Genomic DNA, 26,842 nt, shown 5'->3' on the forward strand with positions numbered 1-26,842 from the left:
CCGGCCGCGAGCACGCCGGGAAGACGATGCCGCGTTGTGTACGATACCGACGGGCCGGGAACCGAGCGACAGTACATCCCCGCGCCCGCGGGAGGGAGTATGCGCAGGTCGGGCGGGATTCGTCGGGCACTGGGAGCCGTTGGCGCGGCTCTGCTGATCACGATGCTCGGCGCCGGATGCGGTTCCGGGCACGGCCCGACCGCCGCGGCTCCGGTCATCGACCTGAAGACACTGGATGCCGGCCCGTACGAGACCGCCCCACGCGACGAGGGCAAGCCGACGAACCAGGCACAAGCCCAGGACATCGAGGCCGAGCGGCTGGGCAATGTCGTTCCGCTGGCCATGGACATCAACCCGGAACTCACCTACGGCGGCGGCACCAGCCCGATCGTCTTCGTCGATCCACGGGCCACACAGCTGGGCAATTTCGCCGATTTCAGCGGTGTCGCCCAGGACGCGCCGAATCTCGTCGGCGGATTCATCAGTTACGGCCGCAGCTCCCAGGCAGACGACGGCCTCGAACTGGTCAACGCGGTGATGATCTTTCCGGACGAGAAGCAGGCGGCCGATGCCGCGGTGGCGCTGGAGCGCCGGGATTTCGGGTCCAAACCCGGCAATCAACCGGTTCCGATCCCCAAATATCCTACGGCTCACGCACATTGGCATCCCGGCGTGCAGTCGATCGACTCCTGGTATGCCACCGGCACACTGGTGGTGCTGACCTCGTTCTTCGACCAGGCACGAATGTGGTTCCACCACAACGATTTTCCCGCACTGGTGGATATCGTGACCAAGAGCCTGGACACGATGGCGCCCGCCCTGGCCAAGTTCACCGCGATTCCGGTGGACAAGCTGTCCGATCAGCCGATCGATATCGACGGCATGCTCGGGCGAACGATGCTGCGGCCCAAGGTGTCCAAGGACGAGTGGGTGAATCCGCCCGGCGTCTACACCGCCCACGCCGAATTGAACTGGACCCCGGATCCCATCGAGACGCAGCAGTGGATGCGGGCCGACGGCGTCGATCTGGTCGCGCAGTACGGCGACGACGTATTCCGGGCACGAGATGCCGCGGCCGCCGCGGATGTGCGCGATCAGCTGGGCGATCCGGCCAAACATTTCAAATCCGCGGCGCCGCCGAAGAATCTTCCGATCGCCAGGTGCCGGCAGTATCACGGGCAGCAGATCATCGCGGTGCATTACTACTGCGCGGTGTCCTACGGCCGGTACGCGGCGCAGGCCTGGGGTGATCAACTCCTGGACGCGCAGCAGCGGATCTCGGCCCAGTACGCGATCCTGGTGAAGGCGAAATGATGTCCCGCACACGTAGCTTCGTCGTCACGATGATCGGTCTTGGGCTGGCCGTCACCCTCACCGCCTGCGGCTCCTCGGAGCCGGGCGCCGCGACGTCCGCGGAACTCGACGTGCGCACCCTCGATGTCGGAGGATTCACCGTCGACCCGCTCGATATCCACGAGGACGATCCGCCCGGACTGACCGACACCCCGCAGATCGGCGGACTGCGGATCAGCGACTACACGGTCAACGCCTACGATGTCGATCCCCGGATGAACGTGGGCATGAGCCCATCCGATATGGGGACGTTCGAATCCGGCGTGATGTCCGAGCGGCTCGGCAACAGCGATGCCGTGAAAGCGGTCGCCACACGCGAGGATATGTACTTCGGCTTCGAGACCATCGGATCCGATATGCGGACCTTCATCGATTCCACCTCACCGGACGGCTGGCCCTCGGTGGATCCGCACAACTCCACCGCCGTCGATCTGATCGTGATGCAATTCCCCGACGCCGGCGCGGCCACCCGTGCGGCCGGGGAGTTCGCCGACGCCGAATCCGGTATCGATAAGACGACCGCGGCGATTCCACTGCCGAAATATCCTGCCGCACGCGCCCAGTGGCGCCCCGGAATCGCCGAGCTGCGTTCCTATCTCGCACACGGCTCCTATGTCGCTGCGGTGCTGGTCTTCGCCCCGACCGCCGATCCGACGACGCTCACGGCCCTGGCCCAGAAGACATACGACACCGAATTCCCGGTGCTGGACACGCTGCCCCCGATCTCGGACGAGGATGTGATGGGTGTGTCCTGGGATCCGGAATATCTGATCAGCCGCACACTGAATGCCGCTCAGCTCGGGCGGCTGTCCTTCGGTGACCAGAATGCCGCGTTCACTCTGCACGGCATCATGAACTACATGCCCGACCGCGCGACGGCCGCCAAGACCTTCGCCGCGATCAAAGGGCAGAAATTCGCCAGAACCGATGACGCGCTGCTCGTGCGCACCGCCGACGCGGCCTCGGCGGCCAAGGCCGTGCACGATCGGCTCACTCCGGAGAAGTTTCTGACCCCGGCCCGGGACGTGCCGAAATTGCCCGATTCGGCCTGCGTGCAGAACACCTCGGAGCAGACATTTCCGACCGATCGAAAGCGCTTCACCTGCATTGTCGCGTACCGCAATTACGTCGGATACGTGAATTCCGACCAGCTGATCGACGTGCAGCAACGCGCCGCAGCGCAGTACGCCCTGCTCGCCAACAGCACGTGGGAGCCGTGATCGATGATCGATGTGACTCGACCCGAATCCGGCCGGGCCGGTATGCTCCCCGGGGGTACGGGGGCCGCTGCACACCGCGCCAACCACCGATCTACCAGGAGTTTGTGACATATGGCGATGAGTCCCGGCACCATCGTCGGTGGTTATCGGATCGAGCGGGTGCTCGGCGCAGGCGGTATGGGCACGGTCTATCTCGGAAAGCACCCGAGCCTGCCGCGTATGGACGCGATCAAGGTACTCGGTTCCGAGCTGAGCAACAACGCCGAATATCGCGCCCGATTCGAGCGCGAGGCCAATCTCGCCGCGGGACTGGACCATCCGAACATCGTCTCGGTCTACAACCGGGGCGAGGAGGACGGGCAGCTCTGGATCGCCATGCAGTACGTCCAGGGCACCGACGCCTCGGCCGAGTTGGGCCGCGACCCTCGCGCCATGACTCCGCCGCGGGCGTTGCGCATCTGCACCGAGGTCGGCCGGGGCCTGGACTACGCGCATCGGCGCGGACTGCTGCACCGTGACGTCAAACCCGCGAACTTCCTGCTGTCCGCGAAGGACGGCGAGGACGACGAGCGGGTGCTGCTCACCGATTTCGGCGTCGCCAAGTCCACCGAGGATCCGGGCGAGCTGACTCAGACCGGCAGTTTCGTGGCCACCATCGCCTACGCCTCGCCGGAGCAGTTGCAGGGCATGCCGGTGGACCACCACGCCGACATCTACAGCCTCGGCTGCTCGCTCTACAAGCTGCTGACCGGCCAGAACCCTTATCCGGCAACACAACCGGCGATGGTCATGATGGGCCACCTGTACGAGCCGCCGCCGCAGCCGTCCGCGACGAACGCGGCGCTGCCGCCCGCGATCGACCAGATCTTCGCGCGCGTGCTGGCGAAGAATCCGGCCGACAGGTACCACAGCTGCCGGGAATTCACCGACGCGGCGGCCGGTGTCCTCGTGCCGGGTTACAACCCGATGCCGAGCGGCACCTCGCCCAGCTATCCGGTCCAGACCTACAGCCCCGGCCCCGATCCGCGCACGTCCATGACCGGGGCGACGCGCGCCCCCGCCAGCGATCCGCGCCTGACCATGGCGGGCGCGCAGGGCAATACCGGGATGCCTCCCTCGCGTCCCCGAGACGTCGATCTGTCCGCGTTGATGACCTCCCCCAAATCCCCTCGGCGATGGGTGATCCCGGCCGCGGCCGGCGTGGTGGTCGTGGCGATCGCCGCGGGCGTGGGGATTTGGCTCTCCAGCGGCGGTTCATCGACGGGCTCGACGTCGGCGAGCGGAACCACCACCGCCGCAGCCGTTTCCGCGACCTCGGCGGCACAGGCCAAGGCACAGAACCCGGCCTTCGCGGGCAAGACCATCACCATGGTGGACGTGACCAACGACGGCAAGGTCGCCATCTATCTCGGCGGCACCCCGCAGACCAACTTCCTGCAGAGCCTGGGTTTCGTCTACAACCTCAACTACGTCGAGCAGGGCACCGAGACCTCACCCCGTCCCATGCAGGACTACGACACCATCAACGCCGCCGACGACAGCTACATCCTCGCCGTCCGCAGCGACTCCGGTGCGGGCGGTGGCGGCCTGCTCGGTCTCCCCTACGAGATCACCAACTCCCGCGCCACCGTGATCGCCCTCGACGACCCCTCCGCGGTGTCCGCCATGCGCACCTGGGGCACGAACTCCGCCCAGGTCGAACTGTCCAAACTGGTCCCCGTCCTGCGCAACCGAATCCAGTAGGTTCTTGCCAAAACCCGTGCCGGAACGCCCATCCCGCGATGTACGTCCGGGTCTCGGCGAGTAATGTGCGTGCGTACCGGCCGGTATCGATGGAAGATTCCAGCCGGGCAGGCTACGAGGGGGAAGTATGCGTCGTGGAACCATTGCACTCGCTGTCGGGCTAGCGGCCGTTCTGGCTGCGATAACCGGGTGCGGGTCGGGGTCGCACTCGACCGCATCGCCGCCACCCGTCGATGTAAGCAAGCTGGATGTCGGCGGATATACGATCATCCCGCATCATCAAGGTGGCAAGCCGACACTCGAGCGAGCTGAACTGTCCGAAGGACAGCGGCTGGCGAGCTATCTACCGTTGCCCATGGATATCGATCCGCAGTTCAGGTATCAGGATGGCACCAACCCGATGACAGTGCGTGGATTCCTCAACGGTGCCGAAGACGCCGGGCTCGCCACGGATGATATCAACTCCATCGCTCCCGGATTCGTAGCGGGATTCAACGTCGGCGGTTATTCGGATCCAGACATAATCATTGCCTCCGTGCTCCGTTACTCCGTGATGATATTCACGGATGATAAAGCAGCGAGTGACGGCGCCGCAGCTCTGGCAAAGATTCAGTTCGCTCATGATCCTCAAAATCAACCCACCGCCATAGATGGGCACCCCGATGCACATTCGTTCTGGCGATCAGGTGAGGATACTATAGAGACTTTTACATCCAGCGGGCAGTACGTCATATATTCAAAAGCCTACGACACTGCTATGCCTCAGATTAATTCCAACGATCTGGCAGCAATCTCGGCGTTGACCAAAAAAACGATCGAGGACATCGTGCCGAGTTTGAGCGGTTTCAAAATAACCCCGATCTCACAATTGCCAGATGTGCCACTCAACCATGATATGGCAGACCGCGCTGTACCGCAGACCAACGGGGATGTAAACAACGATTATCCCGGAATATACACGCAGCGCGGAGCACTCATGCTTTCCGACCACCCTGCAACCGATCGAGATCTCTATACTAGAACGGGCATGGACAGCATGGTTCTGAATGCTGGGCGGCTCTATCGCACCCGCGACGCCGAGGCCGCTTCAGAGTTACTCGACGCCCGCAGTGTTGTTCCCAGAATGTATAAAACCGCAGATCCTCCCCCAAATCTTTCGGAGGCACACTGCGACGAGTATAAAGGAAGTTCTTCGGACGGAATCGCAAGATTCCATTGCACGGTGGCTTATGATCGCTATGTAGCAGAGATGTGGTCTGAACAGTTGATTGATGTACATCAACGTATCGCTGCACAGTACGCCCTACTCGCAACCTCATGATATGCGGTCCATTACATATTCGAACCGGTAGGTGCCATGCACACGAGGCTTATAAAATTTGTAGCTTCCTTATCCAGCGCAGCCGCGGTTGCGGGATGCGGAGCGTCAATTTCCGGAATACCGGCGGCCGGTGAACTGGATGTTACCAAACTCAGCGCGGGGAACTATCCGGTCGCGCCAATCGACTCCGTCCAGCAATATAGCCACACCTATAGAGATGGAAAGACTCTCGCAGCTATTCGGTTAGCAAATCATACGATCACAGGCCTGGACGTCGATCCGCGCCTGAAGTTCGGCTCGGGAGCCATGGCTCAGGGAGCGATACCGACATCACAGGTCAGCGACTGGTCAACTATACTCTCTGCCTCGGACAGCAAAGCAGTGGAGCAAAATGGAGCAATGTTCGGTTTTTCTTCCGGAAGTATGAACGTCCAGCCCGATATTCACGGCTATACCAGCTCCGAGGCCACTCTCCTTACAATAACCATAATTCAGTTCCCGGGAGATGGCGAGGCGCGGCAAGCCGCATCCGATATCTACACTGGCGACTTGAATAGACTAACAGCAGTGAATCAGCCGGTATCTCTACCAAAATATCCCGACGCACACTCTTACCGGCATACCGGAACACCACAGCTCAACACGATCATTGCCCACGGGCATTACATCGTCAAAGCGGAGATCCAAGTTCCCAACGGGGATACCAGCGCAATGGCGTCATTAGCCGAAAAGGCCTACGATAAACAGTTATCGATGCTGGATGCTCTTCCGCCTCTTTCGCCAATGGCTGTGCTGAAGCAGCCTCCCGACCCGGATGGCATTATTCGACGACTGCTCAATCCTGACCAGGATTGGGTTTACGGCCCAGGATCACTCGCATCATACGATCTTCAAGGTTTTCTTCAGCTCCAGCGTGACCGTGCAGCAGCAAAGCAATTGTATCAATCTTTGCATATAGATGCATTCGGTGTAGCGGCAGCATACATATTGAACTCCCCTCTCGGTGAAAGAAATGGCGATATGCAACCATTCATCGCCGGCATCCCCCTCACGCCCGAAGGTACCGTTCTTTATCGCAGCCCCGACACAGATTCGGCACGAGTGGTTTGGTCGAAGATACTGAACGCACCCGGTTCTGCGATGGCGCCTCAAGGTGTACCTGATGCGAAATGCACACAGCTCCCAAGCGAAACGGATCTTAAGAATTTCACATGTGCCGTCCGCTACCGCCAGTATGTCGGAGTGGTCTGGGCGCGCCAGCTGGATGATGCCCAGCAACGCGCAGCAGCAGAGTATGCACTGTTGGCCAACAGCCAAGGAATGTGAGGGACTATTCCAATCCGCTCCGCAAACTAAATGCGCCTTGTGGATAGATATCCACAAGGCGCATTTATCTTCGTTTGTGCTAGTTTCCGAACATACCCGCCAGAGACTGATCCTTCGACTGCAGATCCTGGTTTCCCTGGCCAACAACCTTACCAGCCTGATTCAACGTGTCCCCCAGCTGCATGCTGCGCTGGTTCCAGGTCCGCTGCAGCTGACCGAACGCGTCGTTGGCCGCACCTGCACCAGAGTTGGTGACGTAATCCTGGACTGACTTGTGGAATTCCTCGAGCTTCTGCTGCAGTCCCTGGGCCTGCTGCACGATGCGCTGAGCGCTCTCGTCGATATTTCCGAATTGTGCGCGAATAGTCATGACTTTTACCTTTCTACAGGTTGAGAGGCTGGGAGCTCTACAGATTGAGGCTGGAGGCCACCTTCGACACCTGCTGGGCGTGATCCTCATCGTGCTGCGTAGTTTGGCTACCCACCGACCGAAGCTTTTCGGCGGTGTCCATCAACTGGTTGTTCATGACCTTGGCCTGATCGGCGAATGTGTCCATGAACTGTTTGAACGCGTTCGCTGCAGCGCCCTGCCAGTTCGAAGGCTCGGTGAGAGTGTCAGCCTCACTCCGCAACTGGGTCAGCATCGTGTTCAACTCGCCGTGCGTCTGCTCGAACTCGCCGACCTTCTTGTCGATTGCGGCCTTGTCGGCATTGAATGTATTTGCCATTGCAGCTCCTCCTGCCTCTACTGGGCCAACGTCCCCTTCAAGTTCAGCTGACCTGGTTCATATACTTGGACGCACCCAGCGCCCGATCGGTTCCGATCCGATTCCGGCTACCCTGTGACCTACGTCACAGTGACAATACCTGGGTGGTTTCCGGGGTCGAGCTGACCTGTAGGCCGATGAATCCCCCCACAGGCGCACCTCAGTCGTACCGGTCGGATGTCAGTAAATCAAGCCCCCTCCCTTCCCCTTACTGGCTGCGCCGATACTGACGTGGTGTCGACTCGGGTCAGTCTAACCCGACAGCATCGAGCGAGACCAGCCTCTATTGCAAACGCACCCCCTCCCTGAGACGGGAATTCCGAAGCATCCCTTCCGAGTCCGACACACCCCTCCGACCTGGGCTTGGACCCGACGGGCAGCCCTTCGCCCGGCCCGCTCCGATAATTCTGCGACCCCTGCGCAAGCCTGGCGGCACTTGTAACCGAAACCATCAAAACGAGTACTGCACCAGGGGTTTTCATGTTGCCGCGCCACCGACCCGACCATCGCGTCCAAACACCTGCTAACCGGGCCAACGGCCCTGACGGATCCGAGATCAGCGCTTACTATCTGCGCGACGACCGCCATATCACCCTGCGCCTGCCCTCGGCCGCGGTGAACGATGACATCACTGTCGAGGTGCAGCGCGGGCAGGACGCCGACACGCCACGACCGGTCATGTATCTGCCGAACGGCGTGGATAAGGCGGGCTGGCAACGCAATAAGAACATCAATATCGTCGAACCGCTCGACGGTGCATGGAGTTATTGCACCGAAATTGGCGCACATTCTTCATGCAGCAACTGCCACGGTTTACACACCACTGGCACCATTCATGGGCCGGACACTCGCAACGCCTTCTGACCCACTTCGGCCAAGGGACTTGGTATCTGACGCGGAGTCCCCTGCCGCACAGGCGCCTCTGTCAGTTGCCCAGGGCACGGATACTGGTGATGATCTGATTGGCCAGATCAGGGGACAGTTCGCCCGCGGTGCCTCGGTCGGCCAGGAGTGTGAGGACCAGCGCCGACCCCTTGGGGCCGGGGAAGGCGAAGGTGTAGATCGAAAATGAGGTCGTGGTGCAGCCGGGCTGGTTGGGCGTCCAATTGCCGTCGGTCTCCACCATTTGACCGACGATGCCACCGAGCGTGGTCAACGGGACCGCTGGCACTGCGGTGGCGGCGGAATCGCCGTAGCTGGTCTGGGCGGCGGTGCTGCCCACCGACGTCGCGGCCGTCGCGGGATCCTGCAACCCCGAATCTGTGACGGTGCTGACCGCCCGATAGCCCGATCCCGGACAGTAGTGCGCACCGTCGTCGGCCTGGCCGCGACCGGTGAATCCGCCGATCAGCCATGTCGTAGCGGCCGATTCGATGGCCCACCCGGTGGGCACGTCGTAGGCGACGTCGAACGCGGGCACCGCGACACCCTGATAGCCGGGTATGACCGCGGGGGTCGTCGTCGAGTTCGGATCGACCGTCGTCGACCTCTCGGACGAGCTCGACGAGGCGTTGTTGCTGGACGACGACCTGTCTGTCAACACGAGCGCGGCGATGCCGCCACCGATCAACAGCACGACCACCACCACGATCCCGATGATCAGCCCGGTCCGATTCTTGCGCGGCCCACCGTATCCGGGCATCGGCTGTCCGGGTGGCCCGTATCCGGGCGGCTGAGCACCGACCATCGGATAACTCCCGGAAGGCGTCGGATAACTCCCGGAAGGCGGCGTATGGTTCGCGGCCGGTGTGCCCCACCCGACCTCCATCGGGCTCGTCCACCCGGCATGCCGCCCCGCTGAGTCGTATTGCCCGCCCGGCACCCCGTAACCGCCCTGCGGCACATCGACCGTCCCACCCTGCGGCACCACGGGATTGGTGAATCCCGAGACCGGGTAGCCGGTCGACCCCGGATGCCCTGCCGACTCACTCGGAGCATCGGGCTCGGGCGACGGCGCGGTCTCCTGCGCTACCGCCTGCTCGGCAAGCACTGGCTCCGCAACCGTCTGCTCCACCACCGTCTGCTCGGCAACGGTCTGCGACGTTTTGGTAGCCGTATCGCCGGACACCTCACCTTGTCCCGGACGCGTCGGCTGCGGATCGTCCGATGCGCTCGCCTCCCCCGGCGACGACACCGCCCCCTCCCACCAGCGGTCGTTGTTCTCTGTCACGCTCAATCGTTCCTCGTCCGGTCCGTCCACCCGTATCCATGGTGCCCGTCCAGTCGGGGTCCGTCGATTGTCCCAATCGGAAATGGCGTCCGTGGCGCCCATCCGACACACTCATCATCCAGGACTTATCGCGGAAAGAAGCTCGCCTCCGGCTCACATGTGACATCGGCGGCGGGCAGCACCCCTTGGCCCAGATAGGTGTTGACGGCATCGTTCACACACGGGCTCAGCCCGGCACGAAATGCGCCGTGAATCCTCGTGTCCGCCAGAGTAACCAGACGCGAAGCCGACATATCACGGTGCAGCGCGAGGCCTTCCGAATAGGCGGTTCGCGTATCGTGGACCGACGCGAGAATCATTGCGGGCGTGGGGTTTCGAACCCGCGTCGGGGGCTCGACCGGAGCGGGCCAGAAGGCGCAGGCGGTGATGTTGTTGGCGAACGCACCGAATACCGGCTGAGTGGCCCGTGCGGCCTCGATATTGCGGTAGTACCACTGCGGATCCCGGGGTGCGGCCGCATCGCCGCACGTCACCGCGGCCATACCGCCCGTTTCGAGCGGTACGGCGGCGGTGATCTCGGATTTGAGCCGTTCCATGTCCATCGGACGCCCAGAGACGCCATCGGACACCATCCGCACCACCTCGGCGAGTTTGGCGTCGGCCTGCGGATTCGACAGCAACGCGAGCAGCATCATCGGCGCCGTGTGCTCGTCGATCAGGTACTGGGAGGCGAGGTCGACGACCGGATGGGCCGCGGCACGCCGGATCATCTGCTCGACGAATGCACGCACCTGCTGCGCAGTCGTGCCGAAATGGTATCGATCGTCGTGGCGGGCGGCCCACGCCGCCCAGTCGTCGAGGGCGGCCTCGTTGATCGGACCCATATCCTGGAACATGCCCATCCAGGCACGATCCGGATCCACCGCGCTGTCCAGCACCATCCGATCGGTGCGCCCGGGAAACATCTGCGTATACACCGCGCCCAGATACGTTCCGGCCGAGGCGCCGTAGTAACTGAGCCTCTCATCACCGAACGCCGCCCGGATGACATCCATGTCGCGGGCGGTATTGCGGGTGGTGATCTGGCGGACCTTCTCGGAATCACCGGCCAGGCACGAGGCCGCCAGCGCCCCGGCCAGTGCGGTGTCGCGGGCGTAGCCGAACAGGTCGAATCCCGCCGAGAACAGCATGGTCGGCAGGGGTACTACGCAGTTCACCCGATCGGAGCGGCCGATGCCGCGCGGATCCATGCCGATCAGATCGTATTGCGCCCGCGCGCCGGCGCTCAGATTCCGCTCCTCGCTGACCATCGTGCGCAGGCCGGGACCACCCGGACCACCCGGATTGGACAGCAGGATGCCGCGCCGCCGGGCCGGATCGGTAGCCGCGATGCGGGAGATCGCGACGGTCAGGGTGCGGCCCTCGGGGTGGCTGTAGTCCAGCGGCACCAGCACGCCCGCGCAGCGCGCGCCGGCCCCGTCGAGCACGGCGTCGTGGCAGGGCTGCCACACCAGTCTCTGGTGGTAGAACCGGTCCAGCGGATCCTGCGCGGCGGCGGCCGGTCCCGCCGACACCGCGGCGATCAGCACGACTCCCACCGTCGACACCAACCAGCGAAACCAACGCCCGACCATCGGAACTCCCCTCGCGAACGGACCAGTCACCGAGCACAGTACTTGCCTACACCGACAATCAATTTCGCTGCGCGACAGTCATTCCGAACAGCCGGTCCGTTCCCGGCCCGGAGCGCGATCGGTCACACGGAGCGACCCGTGAACGCCGCGAGACGATCGAGCGCCGGTGCGTCGTCGGCGACCGGCTGCGGATCGCCGAATCGTCCGCCACGCGCGGCGCCGACCATCTGCCGCTGGACGAGCGCCAACGATTCCTCGGCCAGATCCTCGGGGATATCCGCCCGAATCCCCGTGGCGCGGAACAGATCCCAGCCGTGCGTGAGCAGATCCGCCAACCGCACACGCAACCGCATCTCACCGAGCAGGTCACCGAACGAACTCGGGAAAACCTTCTCCAGCATGCCCGGAGCCGCGAACACCGCCACCAGCTCCGCCGACGAAGTGCGGTAGTCGCCGACCGGATCGTCGCTCGGCCGCCCGTCGGGCACCGGATCGCCGCCCAACTGCGCCGTCATCAGGCGGTTCAATCCGATCAGGTGATCGACCACCTGGCGCACGTTCCACTCGCTGCACGGCGTCGGCGCCGGCCACTGCTCGGGACCGATCCGGTCGATCAGTCCCCCCACCGCCGCGAAGGCCCGCTGGAGATCGGCCACAGCATCAGATGTCATGGCTAGACCCTAACGACCCTCCACGTCCGGCAGTGACATTCCGCGCAGTACCCGAACGAAAAAGTCCGCGACCCGATCGGGTCGCGGACTGCTCGCCGCCATGGCGGATGCTCAGGCGGCGGCGCGGCGGGCGTTGCGCACTGTCCAGCCGAACAGCAGCGTGTACACCAGGATCATCAGCACCTGGGATACGTTGGCGGCCAAGTGAACCGGCAGCAGGTAGATGATCGCGATCCGCAACGCGGTGTCGGTCAGCAGCGCCAGGCCCCACACCAGCGACACCCGGTACCAGCGCCTACGCAGTTCGTCATCCTGCGCGCTGGCCAGGATCCGCTCACGCCCCTCGGCACCGGCCATCCGCAGCGCGGCGTAGTAGGCCAGCGGCCGGCCGATCAGGCAGCTGACGACCATCGTCAGGCCCACCACCGCCGAGGTCGCGCAGTCCTTGACCATCATGAACCGCACATCGCCGGTCACGAACGAGAGCACCAGCCCGGCGCCGAACACCACCAGCAGAAAGGTGGAGAAGGCGTCCAGGCGGCGCTGGCGCAGCGCGACCCACACCAGACGCAGCCCGGATGCCACGGTGCCCACCAGCAGCGAGACGAACGTGCTCGCACCGAGCGCCTCGGCCGCGAAGTACGCCGCGACCGGCAGACCCAGATCCAACGCCAGCGTGGTCATCACCCTGCGGAGGGGCGAACCCGGTGCCGGGGCCGGCTCGGTCGGGGCCGCGAGGGAAGAGGTGCTCGTCATGGGGGAATCGGTGCGGGGATCGGCGATGTTCATCGTGCTAGCCCTTCTGGGTCCGGATCGCGGATTCGGCGTCCGCTGTCGAAAAAGACGCTACGGACCGGCGGGATCCGGATCATGGACCCGATGACGGATCCCGGGTGGAACTTTTCGACCTCCGGGTGGAGGTATTCCTCCACCCGGACCGGCCACCTTCCCGGCAATGCACCCTGACCAGGCAATACGGCCCGCACGGTATTGTCGGTGCGAGCCGGGCGAACGCCCCGCGCTCGCTGGCACGAGGATGGCCCGACCGTGATCCGTATTCCCCGCCTGGTCCTATTCCTGGCGATTCCCGCGATACTGCTCGCCCTGCCGTGGTGGACGCTGATCGGCGCCCCCACGTCCGGCACGGCCTTCTGGCTCGGTACCGCGGCCTTTCTGCTCGCCTACGTCGCCCTCCCCGCGGGCATGCTGCTCGGGCACGGGCCCGCGCAGTCCGATCTCGCCACCGTCGTCGGCGACACGCTGCTCGGGGTGACCTGGGTGGCGTTCACGTGGTCGGTCATCGGCCAGATCGTCGGGCTGGGGCTGGCCCTCGGCGGTGTGTCCGATCCGGCGCGTTCGCGCATCGTCGGGGTGGGCGTGTTCGTGGTGGTCGCGGCGCTGGTGGGCTGGGCTGTCACCGAGGCGAGGCGAATTCCGCGGGTACGCCGCGTCGACGTGCCCATCCACGGACTGGGTGCGGGCCTGGACGGGCTGCGGCTGGTCGTACTCACCGACACGCATTACGCCGCGTTGAACCGGCTGCGCTGGTCCGAGCGGGTGGTCGAGATCGTGAACGAGCTACAGCCCGATATCGCCTGCCATGCGGGCGATCTGGCGGACGGCTCGGTGGCGAAGCGCCATCCGCAGGTGGACCCGCTCGGCAAGGTCCAGGCCACGCTGGGCCGGTTCTACATCACCGGCAACCACGAGTATTTCGGCGACGCGCCGGGCTGGCTCGAGCATATGTCCTCGCTCGGCTGGCAGCCGTTGCGCAATCAGCACGAGGTCATCACCCGCGGCGGCGACCGCCTGATCATGGCGGGTATCGACGACCCGACCGGGGTGGGCCTGGCCGGACACGGCCCGAACCTGCCCGCGGCGCTGTCCGGGGCCGACACCGATCTGCCGGTGATCCTGCTGGCCCATCAGCCCAAGCAGATCGCCGACTCGGCGAAGGCCGGTGTGGCGCTCCAGATCTCCGGGCATACGCACGGCGGGCAGATCTGGCCGTTCCACTATCTGGTCCGCCTGGATCAGCCGGTGGTCGCCGGCCTGAGCCGGCACGGCGAGCACACCCGGCTCTACACCAGCCGCGGCACCGGCTTCTGGGGTCCACAGCTGCGACTGTTCGCGCCCAGTGAGATCACCGTCCTCACCCTGCGCCCGGACAACGGCTGATCCGGGGCCGTCGCGGACACAACGGAATCGGCACGGTCGCGCGTTGCTGCTCGGGACTCACACGTCCTCTCGGGACAATCCGAACATGAGCACCTACGGAACTGCGGTCATAGCCGACACGGCGACCTGCGAAGAGGCCGAGGCGATCAATGCGAACCTGCAGAAGTTGGCGGCCATGACCACCGACCGATGCACCCTCAATCCGGTGAGGCCGGTCGGCGAGTTCTGGCGGGCATCCGGCTATGTCGGCATGTCGACCTCGGACATGATCGGAACCGATCTGTTCGCCGGGGTGGACACGGCGCGGATAGTCATCGCCGACGACTTCGACGAATTCGGCGCCATGTGGACCGCCTGGCGGGTGCATGACGCCGAACCCGTTGTGGTGTACCGGAAATACCTTGCTCTCGACGAGAGAGCGGTGGATACCGAACTCGCCGCGAAAGATTACGCCGATATCGGCGCGACCTTCGATATGGCCGAACTCTGGGGTGCGAACCCCACGGTCGTGGCCGCCGTAGAAGATTGTTTCGGCGCCATGTCGCAATCCCTCGGGATCGTCGGGACGCCGTTCACACCATGGCTGGATGCACTGGACCTGCGGTGGCCGGTCCAGTGATCCGGCAATTCAGTTCCAGCGTGACTGCGCCCGGCGCTTGACCGCCGGAGCGGCCTGCCCGTTGGCCATGACCTCGAGGTCCTCCAGGAAGCGATCGACGCTGTCGGACTTGGACTGGAGGGTGGCGAGTTGCTGACGCACCCGCTCCTCGGTGCGGTCGAGCATATTGGTCACCAGCTCGGTCTGCAGATCGCGGACCAGCTGGCGGTGGAGCTGCGAGATCTGGTCGCGGCCCTGCTTGCGCACCCGCTCGACCTCGGCGTTCGCCGCCTCACGCATCTGCGCGATGATGTGGTCGGCATCGGCCCGGGCATCCGAGCGCATGCGCTCGAGTTCGACCTGTGCGTCCGCCAAGGCGCTGTCGTAGGCGCGCTTGGCCTCTTCGAGCCGGGTGGCGGCCTTGCCGCTCTCCTCGATCTGGCGCGCGATCGTTTCCTGGCTGCGAGCCATCATCCGCTTGATCGGCGGCACGACCCACCGCACGAAGATGAAGATGATGAGGGCGAAGCCGACCAGCTGGCTGATGAACACGGGCCAGTCGAACGAGATGTGAAAGACATCCGCAGCGAGCACATCGGTAGTGCCACCCGCGAAAAGATCACTCATGAAGTAGCCCGTCCCGTCCGGTGGCCCGTACCCGATCCGGCATGCCCGTTATCGCCGACGACGCGGTCGGCCAGGGTCTGCGAGAGGGGCTCGACCGCCTCGCGCAGTTCCGCGGCGACCTGATCGGCCTCGGCGCGCAGCTGTGCCGCGGCCTCGGCGACTATGTTGTCGGCCTCATGCTGGGCCTCGCCACGCAATTCCTCGAGGATAGCCCGGCCCTGGGCACGCGCCTCGTTGCGGATGTCGGCGGCTTCGGCACGGGCCCTGGCCACCTCGGCCTCGTACTTGGCCTGTGCCTCGGCGAACACGTCCTTCGCCTTTTTGTTGTCAGCCGAGGTCTGGCTGACCCGGTCCTCACGTTCCTCCAGCACCTTTCGGATCGGCGGAACGACGAAGAACCAGATGACGCCGAGCACGATCAGGAAGATCAGCAACTCGGCGAAGAAGGTGCCGTTGGGAATGAGGAAATTCCCATCGGCCTCCACATCGGTTCGCGGAGACATCATGGTTTTACTTACCGGGAGTTGCGAATACGAACAGCGCCATGAAGGCCAGGTTGATGAAGTACGCGGCCTCGACCAGCGCGACGGTCAGGAAGAAGTTACCGCGCAGGCGACCCTCGGCCTCGGGCTGGCGAGTGACACCGTTGATCAGCGCGGAGCCCGCGAGACCGTCGCCGATGCCGGCGCCGATCGCACCGCCGCCCATGATGATGCCGCCGCCGATGAGGGCGCCCTGAACAATCGCTGGATCTGCCATTTCACTTCCTTAATTCTCGTACAGGTATTCCCGATCGACGGTGCCGATCAGTGGTCTTCGTGCTCCAGCGACATCGACTGGCTGAAGTAGAGGACGGTCAGCAGCGCGAAGATGAATGCCTGCATCGCGCCGACGAAAAGGTCGAACAGTTTCCAGACCGCGTTCGGGCCCCAGCTGATCCAGACGGGGAACAACGTGATCACCGAGATCATCACACCACCGGCGAACATATTGCCGAACAACCGGAGTGAGAGCGACAGCGGCTTGGTCAGCTCCTCGATGATGTTCAGCGGTGCACCGGCCCAGCCTGTGTGACCCTTCAGCGTCTGCTTCAGATGGCCGCCCAGACCGCGCCGTGAAATACCGGCGATCTGGTAGAAGATGAAGACGAACAGGGCCAGCGCGTAGACGAAGTTGACGTCCGCGGCGGGTGGGGCGATCAGTTCACCGCTGCCGTACTGGAATGGCAGCACGGACAGCCAGTTCGAGACCAGGATGAAGACGAACAGGGTGACCGCGAGCGGCAGCGCGAACGGTGCGACCCGCAGGCCGATGGCCTGTTCCACCTGCTGGCGGGCCTGTACGGTGATGACCTCGAAGAACAGCTGTATCCCGTTGGGCACGCCCGAGGTGATCTTCACCCGCAGGAAGATCGCCAGCGCGAGCACGATGATCGCGGCGACCCCGGTGGAGATGATGGTGTCGATATTGAAGCCCATGCCGAGCCAATGCACGACGGCGTGATCGCCGACCTGGATCTTCGGTGAATCGGCCAGCGGAATTCCGACCCGGGCATTGGAACTGAGCAGTCCGGAATAGGTGGCGTGAATCGTCATGAGAGCTGGCGCATCGCTTTCCACTCGGGCAGAACGGTGTGCAGTACCAGGATGACCTGGAAGCATGCCAGGCCAAAGAATATCCCGACGCCATTGGGCCGGGCCAACAGGGCTACCAGAACCGATATCGCGGTCAAACCGGCCAGCCGCACCCCGGCCGAGGCCAGCAGCGCCTGCTTATTCGGCAATTCCGATCGGATGGTATGGGTCGCGAACCGCCACGTGAGGTGGGCATTCAACCAACCCAGCCCGAGACCGATGCAGATGAACGTGCCCAGCAACAACCGATCAAGCGGTCCTGCCACCACCAGAGCCAGTACACCGAGCGCGGTCGCAACATAGGCCGCGCGGCGTATCCGGAGTCTGTCGACGTTCACTACGACACCGCCTCGCCGGTCGTCCCACCTCGTAGTGGGGTCATGATTGATGGCTACTTTACACATATCAACGACGTTGTGTAGCACAGCCTTTGATCTGCATATAGACAATCTTTACATATCTCGAAATGCCGTCGCAGCCCCCCTCCAGCGACTGTCCAGCTAATGGGACAACACGCCCATATCCGGCAGATCGGGGACGACACGGCAGCGTCGGCGTCGATCCAGCAAAGACCGATGCCACGTCATTATCCAGCAAGGAATTACGATCGACTGTCGCAATACAGAACCGCACGCCGCCGCTCGAGGGTTCGCACGGTGTCCGCCGACGCACGGTAGCAGTCCCGGCCCTCGGCCGGACCGCGGCGCGCCGCCGCGATCGGGGTACGACCCCCCGCGGCGAAGCTCACCGTCGCCCGCGGCGTGTCGCTGGGAGTTCGCCCGCGTGTCGCTGTGCGCATCCAGATCATTTTGCCAACTAAAGAGTAGCGTATCTCGGACAGATATCATGTTAGGCAAGCTTTGCCATCAACCGGCACGGACGGGATGTCGCCCGTAAAATTTTTTCGTGCATGGTTAGCCCGAAGGATGCTGGGTATATCTGCCCTTGGGAACACGCCTGACCGAAAAGTCGGCGCCCCGAGGAAGGAGCTATAGCTCCCGAGAGTTACCGGCATTCGCCGGCTCTCGTCGAATTGGTCGCAGCTTCACACGTTGAGGAGGCAGTACCATGAGCAGTATCCCGTCCGTTGCAGACTCCAGTGTCATGGGATTCCGCAGGACTCGCGCGCCACTGAATATCGTCATGGTGGCACCGCCGTATTTCGAGATTCCACCGTCCGGATATGGCGGCGTGGAGGCGGTTTGCGCGCAACTGTGCGATGCACTGGTCGCCCTCGGACATCGCGTGACACTGCTCGGAGCGGGACGATCCGGAACCACCGCCCGATTCGTCCGGGTCTGGGACGAGATCCTCTCCGACCGCCTCGGCGAGCCGTATCCGGAGGTACTGCACGCGCTGAAGGTCCGGCGCATCATCACCGAAATGGCACGGACCGAGCACATCGACATCGTGCACGACCACACCTTCGCCGGCCCGCTGAACGCGCCGATGTATTCCGCGCTCGGCATCCCGACCGTCGTCACCGTGCACGGACCGGTCAACGGCGAGGAACAGGATTATTACCGGGAACTCGGCGGTACCGCGCAGCTCATTGCCATCAGTAATCGCCAGCGGGAATTGGCGCCCGCGCTGAATTGGGCGGGTCGAGTGTACAACGCGGTGCGCCCCATCGAATGGCCTATGCAGAAGAAAAAACAGGATTTCGCACTCTTCCTGGGCCGATACGCACCGTACAAGGGCCCCGACCTGGCATTACATGCCGCGCATTCCGCGGAAATTCCACTGGTGCTTGCCGCAAAGATGAACGAGCCGCCCGAAAAGGAGTATTTCAACTCCACGGTGCGCCCGCTGCTGAGCGAACGGGATTGTGTGTTCGGCGAGGCCGACGCGGTATCCAAACGTTTGCTGCTGTCGTCGGCGCGCTGTCTGCTGTTCCCGATTCGCTGGGAGGAGCCGTTCGGCATCGTGATGATCGAGGCGATGGCCTGCGGCACGCCGGTGGTCGCGCTGCGCGGCGGCGCGGTCGAGGAGGTCGTGGAAGATGGGGTTACCGGATTCATCTGCGACGACCCGTCGGAGCTGCCCGCGGCCATTGCCAAGGCCGGTGACCTGGATCCCGTGGCCTGCCGCCGCCGCGTCCTGGAGCACTTCTCGGTCGATCGGCTCGGCGCCGGATACGAGGCCGCCTACTACGCCGCCCTCGAATCCTCCCAGGCCCCGTCGGTTCCCGCCGCGGCCGATATCCGCCCCCGCACCATGTCCACCATGTCCTTCGCGGGGTAATCCGCTAGTACTCCAGGCCTCCGAGCTGCCCCTCCAACAGGAGCAGCAGCTGGCCCAGGATGCGGGCCAGTTCCGCCTGTTCGGTATCGGGCAGGCGGGACAGCAGCGTTCGCTCATAGGACAGCTGCTGCGGGAACAGCCGGTCCAATAGATCGCTTCCCGCGGCCGTGAGGGATAGATGCGCCACCCGGCGATCACGCTCGTCGACCCGGCGGTCGACCAGGCCGCGCTCTTCGAGTCCGCGCACGCGCTTGGTGACGGCGGCCGGCGAGGCGAACGTCTCGCGCGCGAGGCGGCTCGGCGTCAGCTCGCCGCCGAGCCGGCGCAGAGCGGTGAGCAGGTCGAATTCGGGACGGCTCAACCCCGCCTGACCCAGCGGAGCATCCGTCATCCGCTGGAACAGCGCGGCGCAGCGGTTGAGGCGACCGACCACGGCGATCGGGCCCAGGTCCAAATCCGGATGCACGAGCTGCCATTGATGCAGCACACTCGCGACGGCGTCCTGCGGCTCCGCCGACTCCGATGTCTCCTTTGGGCTCGGTGTCACTATCGCGCCGCCGCGGCGGTCCGGACCGGCAGTTGCGCGAGCAAGCGATGACCCGCGCGCTCGGAGGCGATGATCCGCTCCTGCGGCGCCTCGACGCTCCACCACTCTCCGGTAGCGATATCGGCCGCATCCCTCAGCTCCACGAGCGCGGCGGCGACGCGCTCTCGCACACCACGGTCCGCACGCGCCTGCGCCGGCGCGGCCTGCGTATGGGCGAGGACCGCGTCGAGTTCCCGCAGCGCGATCGCCACCCGGGACTCGGCACGCCGGTTGGGTACCGTGAAGCAGATGAGGACGGCCACCACCGCCCCCATGCAGGTATCGATCCAACGATCCAGCGCAAGATGGCCGGAAGGCAGGCGACCGGCGAACTGGACCATCACCAAGGACATGGGTGTCACGAATATCGACGCTACCCAATAGTTCCGCGAGATCGTCGCCTCGAGCGCGAGATAGCAGATCAGCGACAAGGCCACCAGTCCTGCCTGACTGTGCATGACCGGAACGAGGACGGTGAACAGTCCGAGGCCGACCAGGCTGCCGAGCACACGCTGCACCGTGCGATGCCATGACTGCGAGGTATTGGCCACCACCAGCACGGCCGCTGTCATGACCGCCCAGTACGGCCGGTTCACCCCCAGTGCCACCGACAGTAGCCCGGCCAGCGCGGCGCCCACGGCCACCCGAAGTGCGATCTGAAATCCCGGAGAACTCGGCCGGAAGGCGCGGATCACCCTGCGCACGCCGCTCTCCCCGCGCCGCGCCCCGATACTGCGGCGCCGGACCGGCGCGAGGACATCGCCGTCGAGCACCGGCACCGCGTGCCGCGTGCGCAACTGCCGCGACCATCCATCGAGCAGATCGGCGTCCGCCGATCGCGATGCGGTGGAACGTGATTCGCACCACTGTGCGGTGTCGGCGCCGACTCCCAACCAGCCGCGTTCCCACCCAGGGGGCACATAGGGCCGCACGGGTTGCGCGGGCCGATCGGCGATCTGCACGGCGGCGGCCAGGGATTCGGCACGCACGAGAAGCCGGATCAGCGCGGTGATCTCGGCGGCTCGACCGACGCTGGGAGTAGGTACCAGGCGCACGGTGCGCCAGGCGGCATGGGTCAGCGCCGTGGCGTCGTACTCGGCTCGCGCACGCGCCGCGCCGTTCGCGCCGCCGTCGGCCGAGAGACGCAGCAGTCGGGCGGTCGCCGCCAGCGCTCGGGACACCGCGAACCGTTCCGGATCGTGCGGGCGCACCAGGGCCGGGGCCATACAGACCAGCCATGCCAGCGCACCTCCACACAGCACGAGCAGCAGGTGGGCGGGAATGTCCGCGAGCCGCACCGGCAGGAAGCCGGCCGCGGCGGCGATGAAGGTGAAGATGACATTGCCGGGCGGCCCGATCCGGGACGCGTCACAGACCAGCTTGAACAGGCCGGCGAGCAGCGCGAGCACCAGCACGCGCACGACGGCGGAGGTGGTCAGCGCCGCGGTGGTGAGCGCGATGCCCGTCCCGGCGAGCATGCCGAGCAGCACCCAGCCCAGTGCGCGACCCCGTGCCACATAGGGCAGCCCGTGTGCGTACGCGGCGCACAACCCGCCCGCGGCGGTGAAGAACGCCAGCGGCAGATGCCCGGTGAGCAGCAGTACCACCGCGGGTACACCCACGGCGATCACGCCGCTGACGGCGGACCTGCGCCAGGTATCTGCCACCGGCCGCATCCGGAACACACCCCGCAGCGACAGCACCTGCCCTGCCCGCCAGAGGCTCCCGGCCGCACGATCGACCGGACGCAAGTGTAGGTAGGGAGGCGGAAACACACGAAAAGCTTAGCAGATATTTTACTTGGAAAGTATGTGTCACGGCTCGCACCCGGCCCGTCGCGATAGCCCGATCCGCGCGGCCGCTCACCGCCGACCGCATCGCGTCACACCCCCGGGGCACCGAATGCCATCCGGCGTGACCGCCGAAATTATTTTCGAAATACCAACTTCTCACATTTTCGTCGTCGTGACGGGCATCCGATATGCCGGATTCAACCGCAGGTAAATCGCCCTATTGCCGACGCAGAATCGACTGCCGGAATGCACGCGGTGACATACCTCGCCATCGCCTGAAGGCGTGAGTGAAGTTCGCGGTCTCCGCATAGCCGAGCAGCCGGGCGACCTCCTCGATGGTCGAACCACCGGCCAGCAGTTCGGCGGCCTTGGTCTCGCGCACGCCATTGAGCAGACCGCGAAAGCTCGCCCCCTCCGCGGAGAGCTGGCGATGCAGGGTGCGCACCGTGATGTGCAGCTCCGCGGCGACCTCCGCCATGGTCGGGATCGCGCCCGAATCGCGCAGCAGCCGCTCCCGCACCGCCGCGGTCAGCCCGCGCCCGGCGCCGAGGGACCGTCGCAACGCCTCGGCGAGCTTGCGCTCCACCAGCGCGGCGGTCTGCGGATCCGCCTGCGGCATGGGCTGATCCAGCACCGACCGGGCCATGACGACACACGTGCGCGACCGTCCGACCTGCACCGGATGCCGATCGAACGGCTCGAACCGCACCAGTTCCCGGACGCGTTCGGCCGACATCTCCAGCTCGATCTCGAGCGCCGGAATCTCGACGCCGAGCACCGCACCGACGAGGAAGATCAGTGTCACGTCCCGCTCCAGGCAGAAGTCCCGCACATCCTCGGGAATCTCCCCACCGTCCACGACGACGGCGATCCGGCTCTCACCGTCGTCCTCGAGCGAGTACCGCGCCGACACCGGGACCAGCACCTGGTAGCGAATCGCGAATGACAGGACCGCGCCCGCGGTGGGACTGGACAGAGCTGCCAGACCAGGCAGACCGGCCATGCCGAGCGTGGCGCGCCACGCCGTCTGCGCACCCAGTCCGGGACGGTCGCCGAGATGGGCGAGCAGGTTGCGCACGACCGCGTATTCCTGGTCAGGCCACAATCGCATGGACCCGTCGGCCAGACTGTCTGCGCTAATTCCGGTATCGCGTAATAACACCGATTCATCCACGCCGTGCGCGTTCGCGACGCCAATCATCATTCGTACACCGGCGCTACTACGGGGACGTGCGCCGAACGGACCACCGGGGGCAACCACCGTCCGAAATTACCAATATTCGGTCCGCTCGTCACATTCTCCCTCTTGGAAGTGACGCTTAATCTAATGGCACGCGGTGCCATCGGGGGTTACAGGTTTCAAGGGAGGCCGGAGATCGTGGACAGGTTCAGTACGTGCTGGGTCGAACCCCTCAATCTCACCGTCGAGCGAGCACACACCATAATGCAGATGCACCTGGATTGCCGGACCGACGAATGCCCCCGGCGACGGGCGGCGGTACGCACGCTGGTCTACGCCGGTTGTCTGGTGCCGGACTCTTCGCGCGCCTACTGAGCTACCGGAGAACCCTCCAGCGCCAGGACATCTCGGCCTCGAGCGGTGTACCGGGAGCGACCACTCGCGGATCGGTGTTGAGTCCGTTGGGCGGGCCGGACTGCGGTTCGACGCAGACGGTCTCCGGCGGTTGGTCGTAGACCACCACCCACCTCAGCGGGCTGCTCACGACCAGTTCCAGCGCACCCGGCCAGGTGAGTGTCGCGTGCACGCCCTCGGGCATGCCGAAGCAGTCGTCCCACGGACCGGGGAGCGGAGCGATGCGGTTTCCGTCCGGCAGGTAATCTTCGCCGCGCTGCTCCTGCCAGGCCGGGGTGAAGGCGACCTCGACGTCCTTACCGTCAGGACCGAGTCGGCGAGAGAACCAGGGATGCCAGCCGGCCTGCGCGGGAAAGGAATCCGCGTCCGACTCGACCGTCATCCGGAACGCGGCGTCGGAGGCGCCCAGCACGAACTCCTGGGTCACCCGGCCGGGGAACGGCCAGGGCTCGCGCAGCGGCGCGGCGAGCGCGAGTTCGGTCGGCGAGTGCCGTACGACCTCCCATGGGTGGTCGCGGACCGTGCCGTGGATGGCATGCGGTTCGGCGTTGCGCGGCAGCTGATAGGTGTTCCCGGCGAACTCCAGCACCCCGTCGCGCATCCGGCCGCACCACGGCGCCATCGGGAAACTCCCGAAACGCGCGCCCGTGCGCAGGACATCGGTCCCGCCCACGACCAACCGGGCGACTCGACCGGTCGCGGGGTTGACCGTCAACCGCGCGTCTCCCGCGCTCAGTTCCAGCTCGTCGTCGGCCATCGGGCACCCCTTCGCTGTGTCGGCTCGCCGAGGCCGCGGCCTCGGGACCGATTCTTCCCTACGCGAGTTTTCCTCCCACACTCCGGCAGTCGCGTGCGGGCCCCTCATCTGCCCGCACGCGACCTATCCGAGGTCGACGATCTCGACCCAGTTCGGATTGCGGCCCACCGGATACTCGCCGAGCGGGGTCAGCGCCCCGGTGCCCGCATCGATGCCGTACACCGTCAGCGCGTCGGACTCCTGGCCGACGGCCAGCAGGTACCGCCCGCCGGGGTCGATCGCGAAGCCGCGCGGACAGGCCTGCGTCGCGGTGTGCCCGAGCGGCGTGAGCGCCCCGGTGCCGCCGTCCACCTGGAATCCGGCGATCGTGCTCGAGTGTCGTTCGGACACATAGAGGTACCGGCCGTCGGGAGTCAGGCGCAGCTCCGCCACCCACGGCTTCGGACAGCCCTCGGGCACCGCCGAATACGTGTCCAGCGCGGCGAGGCGCCCGGTGCCGGAGTCGAATTCGTAGCCGCTCACTGTGCCGTCCAGTTCGTTCGCGACGTACACCAGGCGCCCGCCGGGATGGAACACCAGATGCCGCGGCCCCGCACCCGGCCCGGTAGAGACGAATGCCGGATCGTTCGGCGTCGGCAGCCCGGTGGCCTGATCGAACAGGTACTGCAGGAGCACATCCCCGCCCAGAGCCGCCACGAACAGGTACCGATTCGACGGGTCGGTCACGATCGAATGCGCATGCGGCGGCGTGGCCAGCACCTCGAGCGGCTCGGCCTCGACGATCCCCTCCGGACCGATCGCGTTCACCGAGACGACGCCGCCGGTGTAGGACGCCGCGAGCAGATAACGCCCGGTGCGATCGGTAGCCAGGTAGGCCATGTTGTCCGGCAGCGGCACCTGGACGATCTCACTCAGTTCTCCGGTGCCGGAATCGATCTCGAAGCAGGCGACCGAATACGGCGCCGAGCGCAGCGAGGCGTACAGGTGACGGCGATCCGGGCTCACGGCCAGTGGCATGACCGCGCCGCCCACGGTCACCGTCTGCACCGGCCGCACCGCGCCGTCGTCGTCCAGGCCCAGCACCGAGATCTCGGCACTGTCCGCATTGGACACGTACACCGCCATGCTCATACCTTGTCCGCCTCCATCTCCTGGCCACCCACCCGGCCCCGCAGATCCAGTTCGATCTGTTCCAGGCTGCGGCCCTTGGTCTCCGGCACATACCGTCGCACCAGCACGAACAGGACGACGCTGACCGCGGCGAAGAGGAACGACGAACCCGCCAGGCCCAGATGATCACTCATCACGGGGAACAGGAACGTGATGGCGAAGGTGGCCGCCCACAGCACCGTACTACCGGTGGCCATGCCGATGCCGCGCACCTTCAGCGGGAAGATCTCGGCCATCATCACCCACACCACCGCGCCCCAGCCCAGTTCGTAACCGACCCAGTACAGACACAGCAGCAGCAGTGCGACGATCCCGGTTCCGGTGCCCTTGTGCAAACCGAGCACCGCGGCGCCGAGCAGGATCAGCGACAGTGCCATCAGCACATTGCCCAGCAGCAGCAATGGCTTACGACCCCACCGATCCACCACCAGGAACACCCACGCGGTGAACACCAGCTTGACCGCACCCATGATGATCGAGGCCAGCAGCGAGCCGGAGTTGGCCAGGCCCAACTGCTTGAACATGGTGGGCGCGTAGAGGTTCACCGCGTTGGTGCCCGAGAACTGTTGTCCGATGGCCAGAATCAGGGCGACGACCAGCGCGGGCTTGGCCCACGGCGTGATCAGGTCGCGCAGCGAGCCCCGCTGTTCGGCGTCGATCCTGATGACCTCGCGGATACTGCCGAGTTCGGCCGCGACATCCTCGCCGCGATGGGTCTGTTCGAGCACCTCACGCGCCTCGTCCTCGCGCCCGGCCTTCAGTAACCAGCGCGGGGTCTCCGGCATGATCATCAGGCCGAAGAACAGGACAACCGCCGGAATCGCGGCGATGGCGAACATGATTCGCCAGTTGTCCGCACCCGCGCCGGACAGCGCCCAGTCGACGATGTACGCGATCAGGATGCCGCTCACGACCATCAACTGGTTGAGCGTCGACAGCCGCCCGCGCACCCGCGTCGGGGCCAGTTCGGACAGGTAGGTCGGCACCGTCGCCGAGGAACAGCCGACGGCCAGCCCCGTGACGAACCGTGCCACCACCAGCACGCCGAACCCGGGTGCGAAGGTGCATCCGAGCACGCCCAGGGCGAATACGACGGCCGCGACCATGATCGAGGGCCGCCGTCCCCAGCGCTCGGTGATGCGCCCGGCGAAGATCGCGCCGAAGACCGCTCCCGCGGCCAGGCTGCCGCCGACGACGCCCTGGGCCACCGAGCCCAGATGCCAGAGCGGGTTGATGTACAGCAGCACCCCGGAGATCACCCCGAGGTCGTAACCGAACAGGATGCCGCCGAGCGACCCGAAGAAATACAGGTAGGAGGTGCTGATCCGACGCCGCTGCGCCGGAGCCGCTGCCGATTGCCGCATGGGATGCTTCCTTGGATCGCCAGATGAGTGTGCTCAGAGTCACATGCCCAATCGGCGAACACAATACGAATCATGATGCTCGTTCGGTATCA

27 protein-coding genes are annotated in these 26,842 nt (G+C 65.1%); 9 read left to right on the forward strand and 18 right to left on the reverse strand.

Translation table 11 applies throughout. From position 1 onward, the window contains the following. The first annotated feature begins 99 nt into the window (after window positions 1-99). The 5 genes from JZ791_RS03595 to JZ791_RS03615 all read left to right on the forward strand — a co-directional run bounded on the left by JZ791_RS03595 (window position 100) and on the right by JZ791_RS03615 (window position 6,963). Window positions 100-1,314 (forward strand): DUF7373 family lipoprotein, encoded by a 1,215-nt coding sequence (locus JZ791_RS03595; RefSeq protein WP_254205169.1) that lies wholly within the window; start codon window positions 100-102, stop codon window positions 1,312-1,314. Then, window positions 1,314-2,573 carry a DUF7373 family lipoprotein gene (locus JZ791_RS03600; RefSeq protein ID WP_216892683.1) on the forward strand — a complete coding sequence of 420 codons (1,260 nt, stop codon included), beginning with the start codon at window positions 1,314-1,316 and terminating at the stop codon, window positions 2,571-2,573. The genes JZ791_RS03595 and JZ791_RS03600 overlap by 1 nt, the downstream gene beginning before the upstream one ends. 111 nt (window positions 2,574-2,684) lie before the next feature. Then, the gene (locus JZ791_RS03605; RefSeq protein ID WP_216892684.1) at window positions 2,685-4,316 is read left to right on the forward strand and encodes a serine/threonine-protein kinase; all 1,632 of its coding nucleotides are present in this window, start codon (window positions 2,685-2,687) and stop codon (window positions 4,314-4,316) included. A gap of 127 nt (window positions 4,317-4,443) precedes the next feature. Further along, window positions 4,444-5,637 (forward strand): DUF7373 family lipoprotein, encoded by a 1,194-nt coding sequence (locus JZ791_RS03610; protein WP_216892685.1) that lies wholly within the window; start codon window positions 4,444-4,446, stop codon window positions 5,635-5,637. A gap of 36 nt (window positions 5,638-5,673) precedes the next feature. Beyond that, window positions 5,674-6,963 (forward strand): DUF7373 family lipoprotein, encoded by a 1,290-nt coding sequence (locus tag JZ791_RS03615; RefSeq protein ID WP_216892686.1) that lies wholly within the window; start codon window positions 5,674-5,676, stop codon window positions 6,961-6,963. Window positions 6,964-7,042: 79 nt separating this feature from the next. Here JZ791_RS03615 and JZ791_RS03620 read toward each other — a convergent pair whose 3' ends face one another. Then, the gene (locus JZ791_RS03620) at window positions 7,043-7,333 is read right to left on the reverse strand and encodes a WXG100 family type VII secretion target (RefSeq protein WP_216892687.1); all 291 of its coding nucleotides are present in this window, start codon (window positions 7,331-7,333) and stop codon (window positions 7,043-7,045) included. Window positions 7,334-7,370: 37 nt separating this feature from the next. Continuing rightward, the gene (locus tag JZ791_RS03625; RefSeq protein WP_216892688.1) at window positions 7,371-7,691 is read right to left on the reverse strand and encodes a WXG100 family type VII secretion target; all 321 of its coding nucleotides are present in this window, start codon (window positions 7,689-7,691) and stop codon (window positions 7,371-7,373) included. Between the two features lie 519 nt (window positions 7,692-8,210). Here JZ791_RS03625 and JZ791_RS03630 point away from each other — a divergent pair. Beyond that, window positions 8,211-8,594: a hypothetical protein gene (locus JZ791_RS03630; RefSeq protein ID WP_216892689.1), complete on the forward strand. Its 384-nt coding sequence runs from the start codon at window positions 8,211-8,213 to the stop codon at window positions 8,592-8,594. 61 nt (window positions 8,595-8,655) lie between these two features. Here JZ791_RS03630 and JZ791_RS03635 read toward each other — a convergent pair whose 3' ends face one another. The 4 genes from JZ791_RS03635 to JZ791_RS03650 all read right to left on the reverse strand — a co-directional run bounded on the left by JZ791_RS03635 (window position 8,656) and on the right by JZ791_RS03650 (window position 12,961). Next, window positions 8,656-9,900, reverse strand: coding sequence for a DUF8017 domain-containing protein (locus tag JZ791_RS03635; RefSeq protein WP_216892690.1), 1,245 nt, complete (start codon window positions 9,898-9,900; stop codon window positions 8,656-8,658). Between the two features lie 125 nt (window positions 9,901-10,025). Then, a complete protein-coding gene (locus tag JZ791_RS03640) occupies window positions 10,026-11,534 on the reverse strand; it encodes an alpha/beta fold hydrolase (protein WP_216892691.1) in 1,509 nt (502 codons plus the stop codon). A 122-nt stretch (window positions 11,535-11,656) separates the two neighbouring features. Further along, complete coding sequence (locus JZ791_RS03645; protein WP_216892692.1) at window positions 11,657-12,205, reverse strand: TIGR03086 family metal-binding protein; 549 nt, start codon at window positions 12,203-12,205, stop codon at window positions 11,657-11,659. Between the two features lie 111 nt (window positions 12,206-12,316). Next, a complete protein-coding gene (locus tag JZ791_RS03650; RefSeq protein WP_216892693.1) occupies window positions 12,317-12,961 on the reverse strand; it encodes a VC0807 family protein in 645 nt (214 codons plus the stop codon). Window positions 12,962-13,252: 291 nt separating this feature from the next. On the opposite strand from JZ791_RS03650, the gene JZ791_RS03655 reads away from it, so the two are divergent. Both JZ791_RS03655 and JZ791_RS03660 read left to right on the forward strand, forming a co-directional pair. Next, the gene (locus JZ791_RS03655) at window positions 13,253-14,383 is read left to right on the forward strand and encodes a metallophosphoesterase (RefSeq protein ID WP_216892694.1); all 1,131 of its coding nucleotides are present in this window, start codon (window positions 13,253-13,255) and stop codon (window positions 14,381-14,383) included. Window positions 14,384-14,468: 85 nt separating this feature from the next. Next, window positions 14,469-15,002, forward strand: a complete 534-nt coding sequence (locus JZ791_RS03660; protein ID WP_216892695.1) for a hypothetical protein — start codon at window positions 14,469-14,471, stop codon at window positions 15,000-15,002. A 9-nt stretch (window positions 15,003-15,011) separates the two neighbouring features. Here JZ791_RS03660 and JZ791_RS03665 read toward each other — a convergent pair whose 3' ends face one another. The 6 genes from JZ791_RS03665 to JZ791_RS03690 form a co-directional block, all read right to left on the reverse strand. After that, entirely contained in the window at window positions 15,012-15,608 is a 597-nt protein-coding gene (locus JZ791_RS03665) for a F0F1 ATP synthase subunit B family protein (RefSeq protein ID WP_216892696.1), read from the reverse strand. Next, complete coding sequence (locus tag JZ791_RS03670; RefSeq protein WP_308162755.1) at window positions 15,605-16,114, reverse strand: F0F1 ATP synthase subunit B; 510 nt, start codon at window positions 16,112-16,114, stop codon at window positions 15,605-15,607. The genes JZ791_RS03665 and JZ791_RS03670 overlap by 4 nt, the downstream gene beginning before the upstream one ends. A gap of 4 nt (window positions 16,115-16,118) precedes the next feature. After that, the gene (locus JZ791_RS03675) at window positions 16,119-16,367 is read right to left on the reverse strand and encodes a F0F1 ATP synthase subunit C (RefSeq protein ID WP_216892697.1); all 249 of its coding nucleotides are present in this window, start codon (window positions 16,365-16,367) and stop codon (window positions 16,119-16,121) included. 47 nt (window positions 16,368-16,414) lie between these two features. Then, entirely contained in the window at window positions 16,415-17,086 is a 672-nt protein-coding gene (gene atpB / locus JZ791_RS03680) for a F0F1 ATP synthase subunit A (RefSeq protein ID WP_254205182.1), read from the reverse strand. 113 nt (window positions 17,087-17,199) lie between these two features. After that, window positions 17,200-17,580: a hypothetical protein gene (locus JZ791_RS03685; RefSeq protein WP_216892699.1), complete on the reverse strand. Its 381-nt coding sequence runs from the start codon at window positions 17,578-17,580 to the stop codon at window positions 17,200-17,202. Between the two features lie 263 nt (window positions 17,581-17,843). Then, complete coding sequence (locus tag JZ791_RS03690; RefSeq protein ID WP_216892700.1) at window positions 17,844-18,041, reverse strand: hypothetical protein; 198 nt, start codon at window positions 18,039-18,041, stop codon at window positions 17,844-17,846. Window positions 18,042-18,310: 269 nt separating this feature from the next. Here JZ791_RS03690 and JZ791_RS03695 point away from each other — a divergent pair, with 269 nt between their 5' ends. Beyond that, complete coding sequence (locus JZ791_RS03695; protein WP_216892701.1) at window positions 18,311-19,486, forward strand: glycosyltransferase family 4 protein; 1,176 nt, start codon at window positions 18,311-18,313, stop codon at window positions 19,484-19,486. A gap of 4 nt (window positions 19,487-19,490) precedes the next feature. Here JZ791_RS03695 and JZ791_RS03700 read toward each other — a convergent pair whose 3' ends face one another. The 6 genes from JZ791_RS03700 to JZ791_RS03725 all read right to left on the reverse strand — a co-directional run bounded on the left by JZ791_RS03700 (window position 19,491) and on the right by JZ791_RS03725 (window position 26,750). Continuing rightward, a complete protein-coding gene (locus JZ791_RS03700; RefSeq protein WP_216892702.1) occupies window positions 19,491-20,033 on the reverse strand; it encodes a MarR family winged helix-turn-helix transcriptional regulator in 543 nt (180 codons plus the stop codon). Further along, complete coding sequence (locus tag JZ791_RS03705) at window positions 20,033-21,739, reverse strand: FUSC family protein (protein ID WP_216892703.1); 1,707 nt, start codon at window positions 21,737-21,739, stop codon at window positions 20,033-20,035. Before JZ791_RS03705 ends, JZ791_RS03700 begins: the two co-directional genes overlap by 1 nt. A gap of 343 nt (window positions 21,740-22,082) precedes the next feature. Next, window positions 22,083-23,069 carry an AraC family transcriptional regulator gene (locus JZ791_RS03710; protein WP_216892704.1) on the reverse strand — a complete coding sequence of 329 codons (987 nt, stop codon included), beginning with the start codon at window positions 23,067-23,069 and terminating at the stop codon, window positions 22,083-22,085. A 352-nt stretch (window positions 23,070-23,421) separates the two neighbouring features. Further along, complete coding sequence (locus JZ791_RS03715; protein WP_216892705.1) at window positions 23,422-24,216, reverse strand: aldose epimerase family protein; 795 nt, start codon at window positions 24,214-24,216, stop codon at window positions 23,422-23,424. Window positions 24,217-24,339: 123 nt separating this feature from the next. After that, window positions 24,340-25,347 (reverse strand): lactonase family protein, encoded by a 1,008-nt coding sequence (locus JZ791_RS03720; protein WP_216892706.1) that lies wholly within the window; start codon window positions 25,345-25,347, stop codon window positions 24,340-24,342. Continuing rightward, window positions 25,344-26,750: a sugar porter family MFS transporter gene (locus tag JZ791_RS03725; RefSeq protein ID WP_216892707.1), complete on the reverse strand. Its 1,407-nt coding sequence runs from the start codon at window positions 26,748-26,750 to the stop codon at window positions 25,344-25,346. The genes JZ791_RS03720 and JZ791_RS03725 overlap by 4 nt, the downstream gene beginning before the upstream one ends. Window positions 26,751-26,842: the final 92 nt, after the last annotated feature.

The organism is Nocardia alni (assembly GCF_019038435.1).
GTDB lineage: Bacteria > Actinomycetota > Actinomycetes > Mycobacteriales > Mycobacteriaceae > Nocardia > Nocardia alni.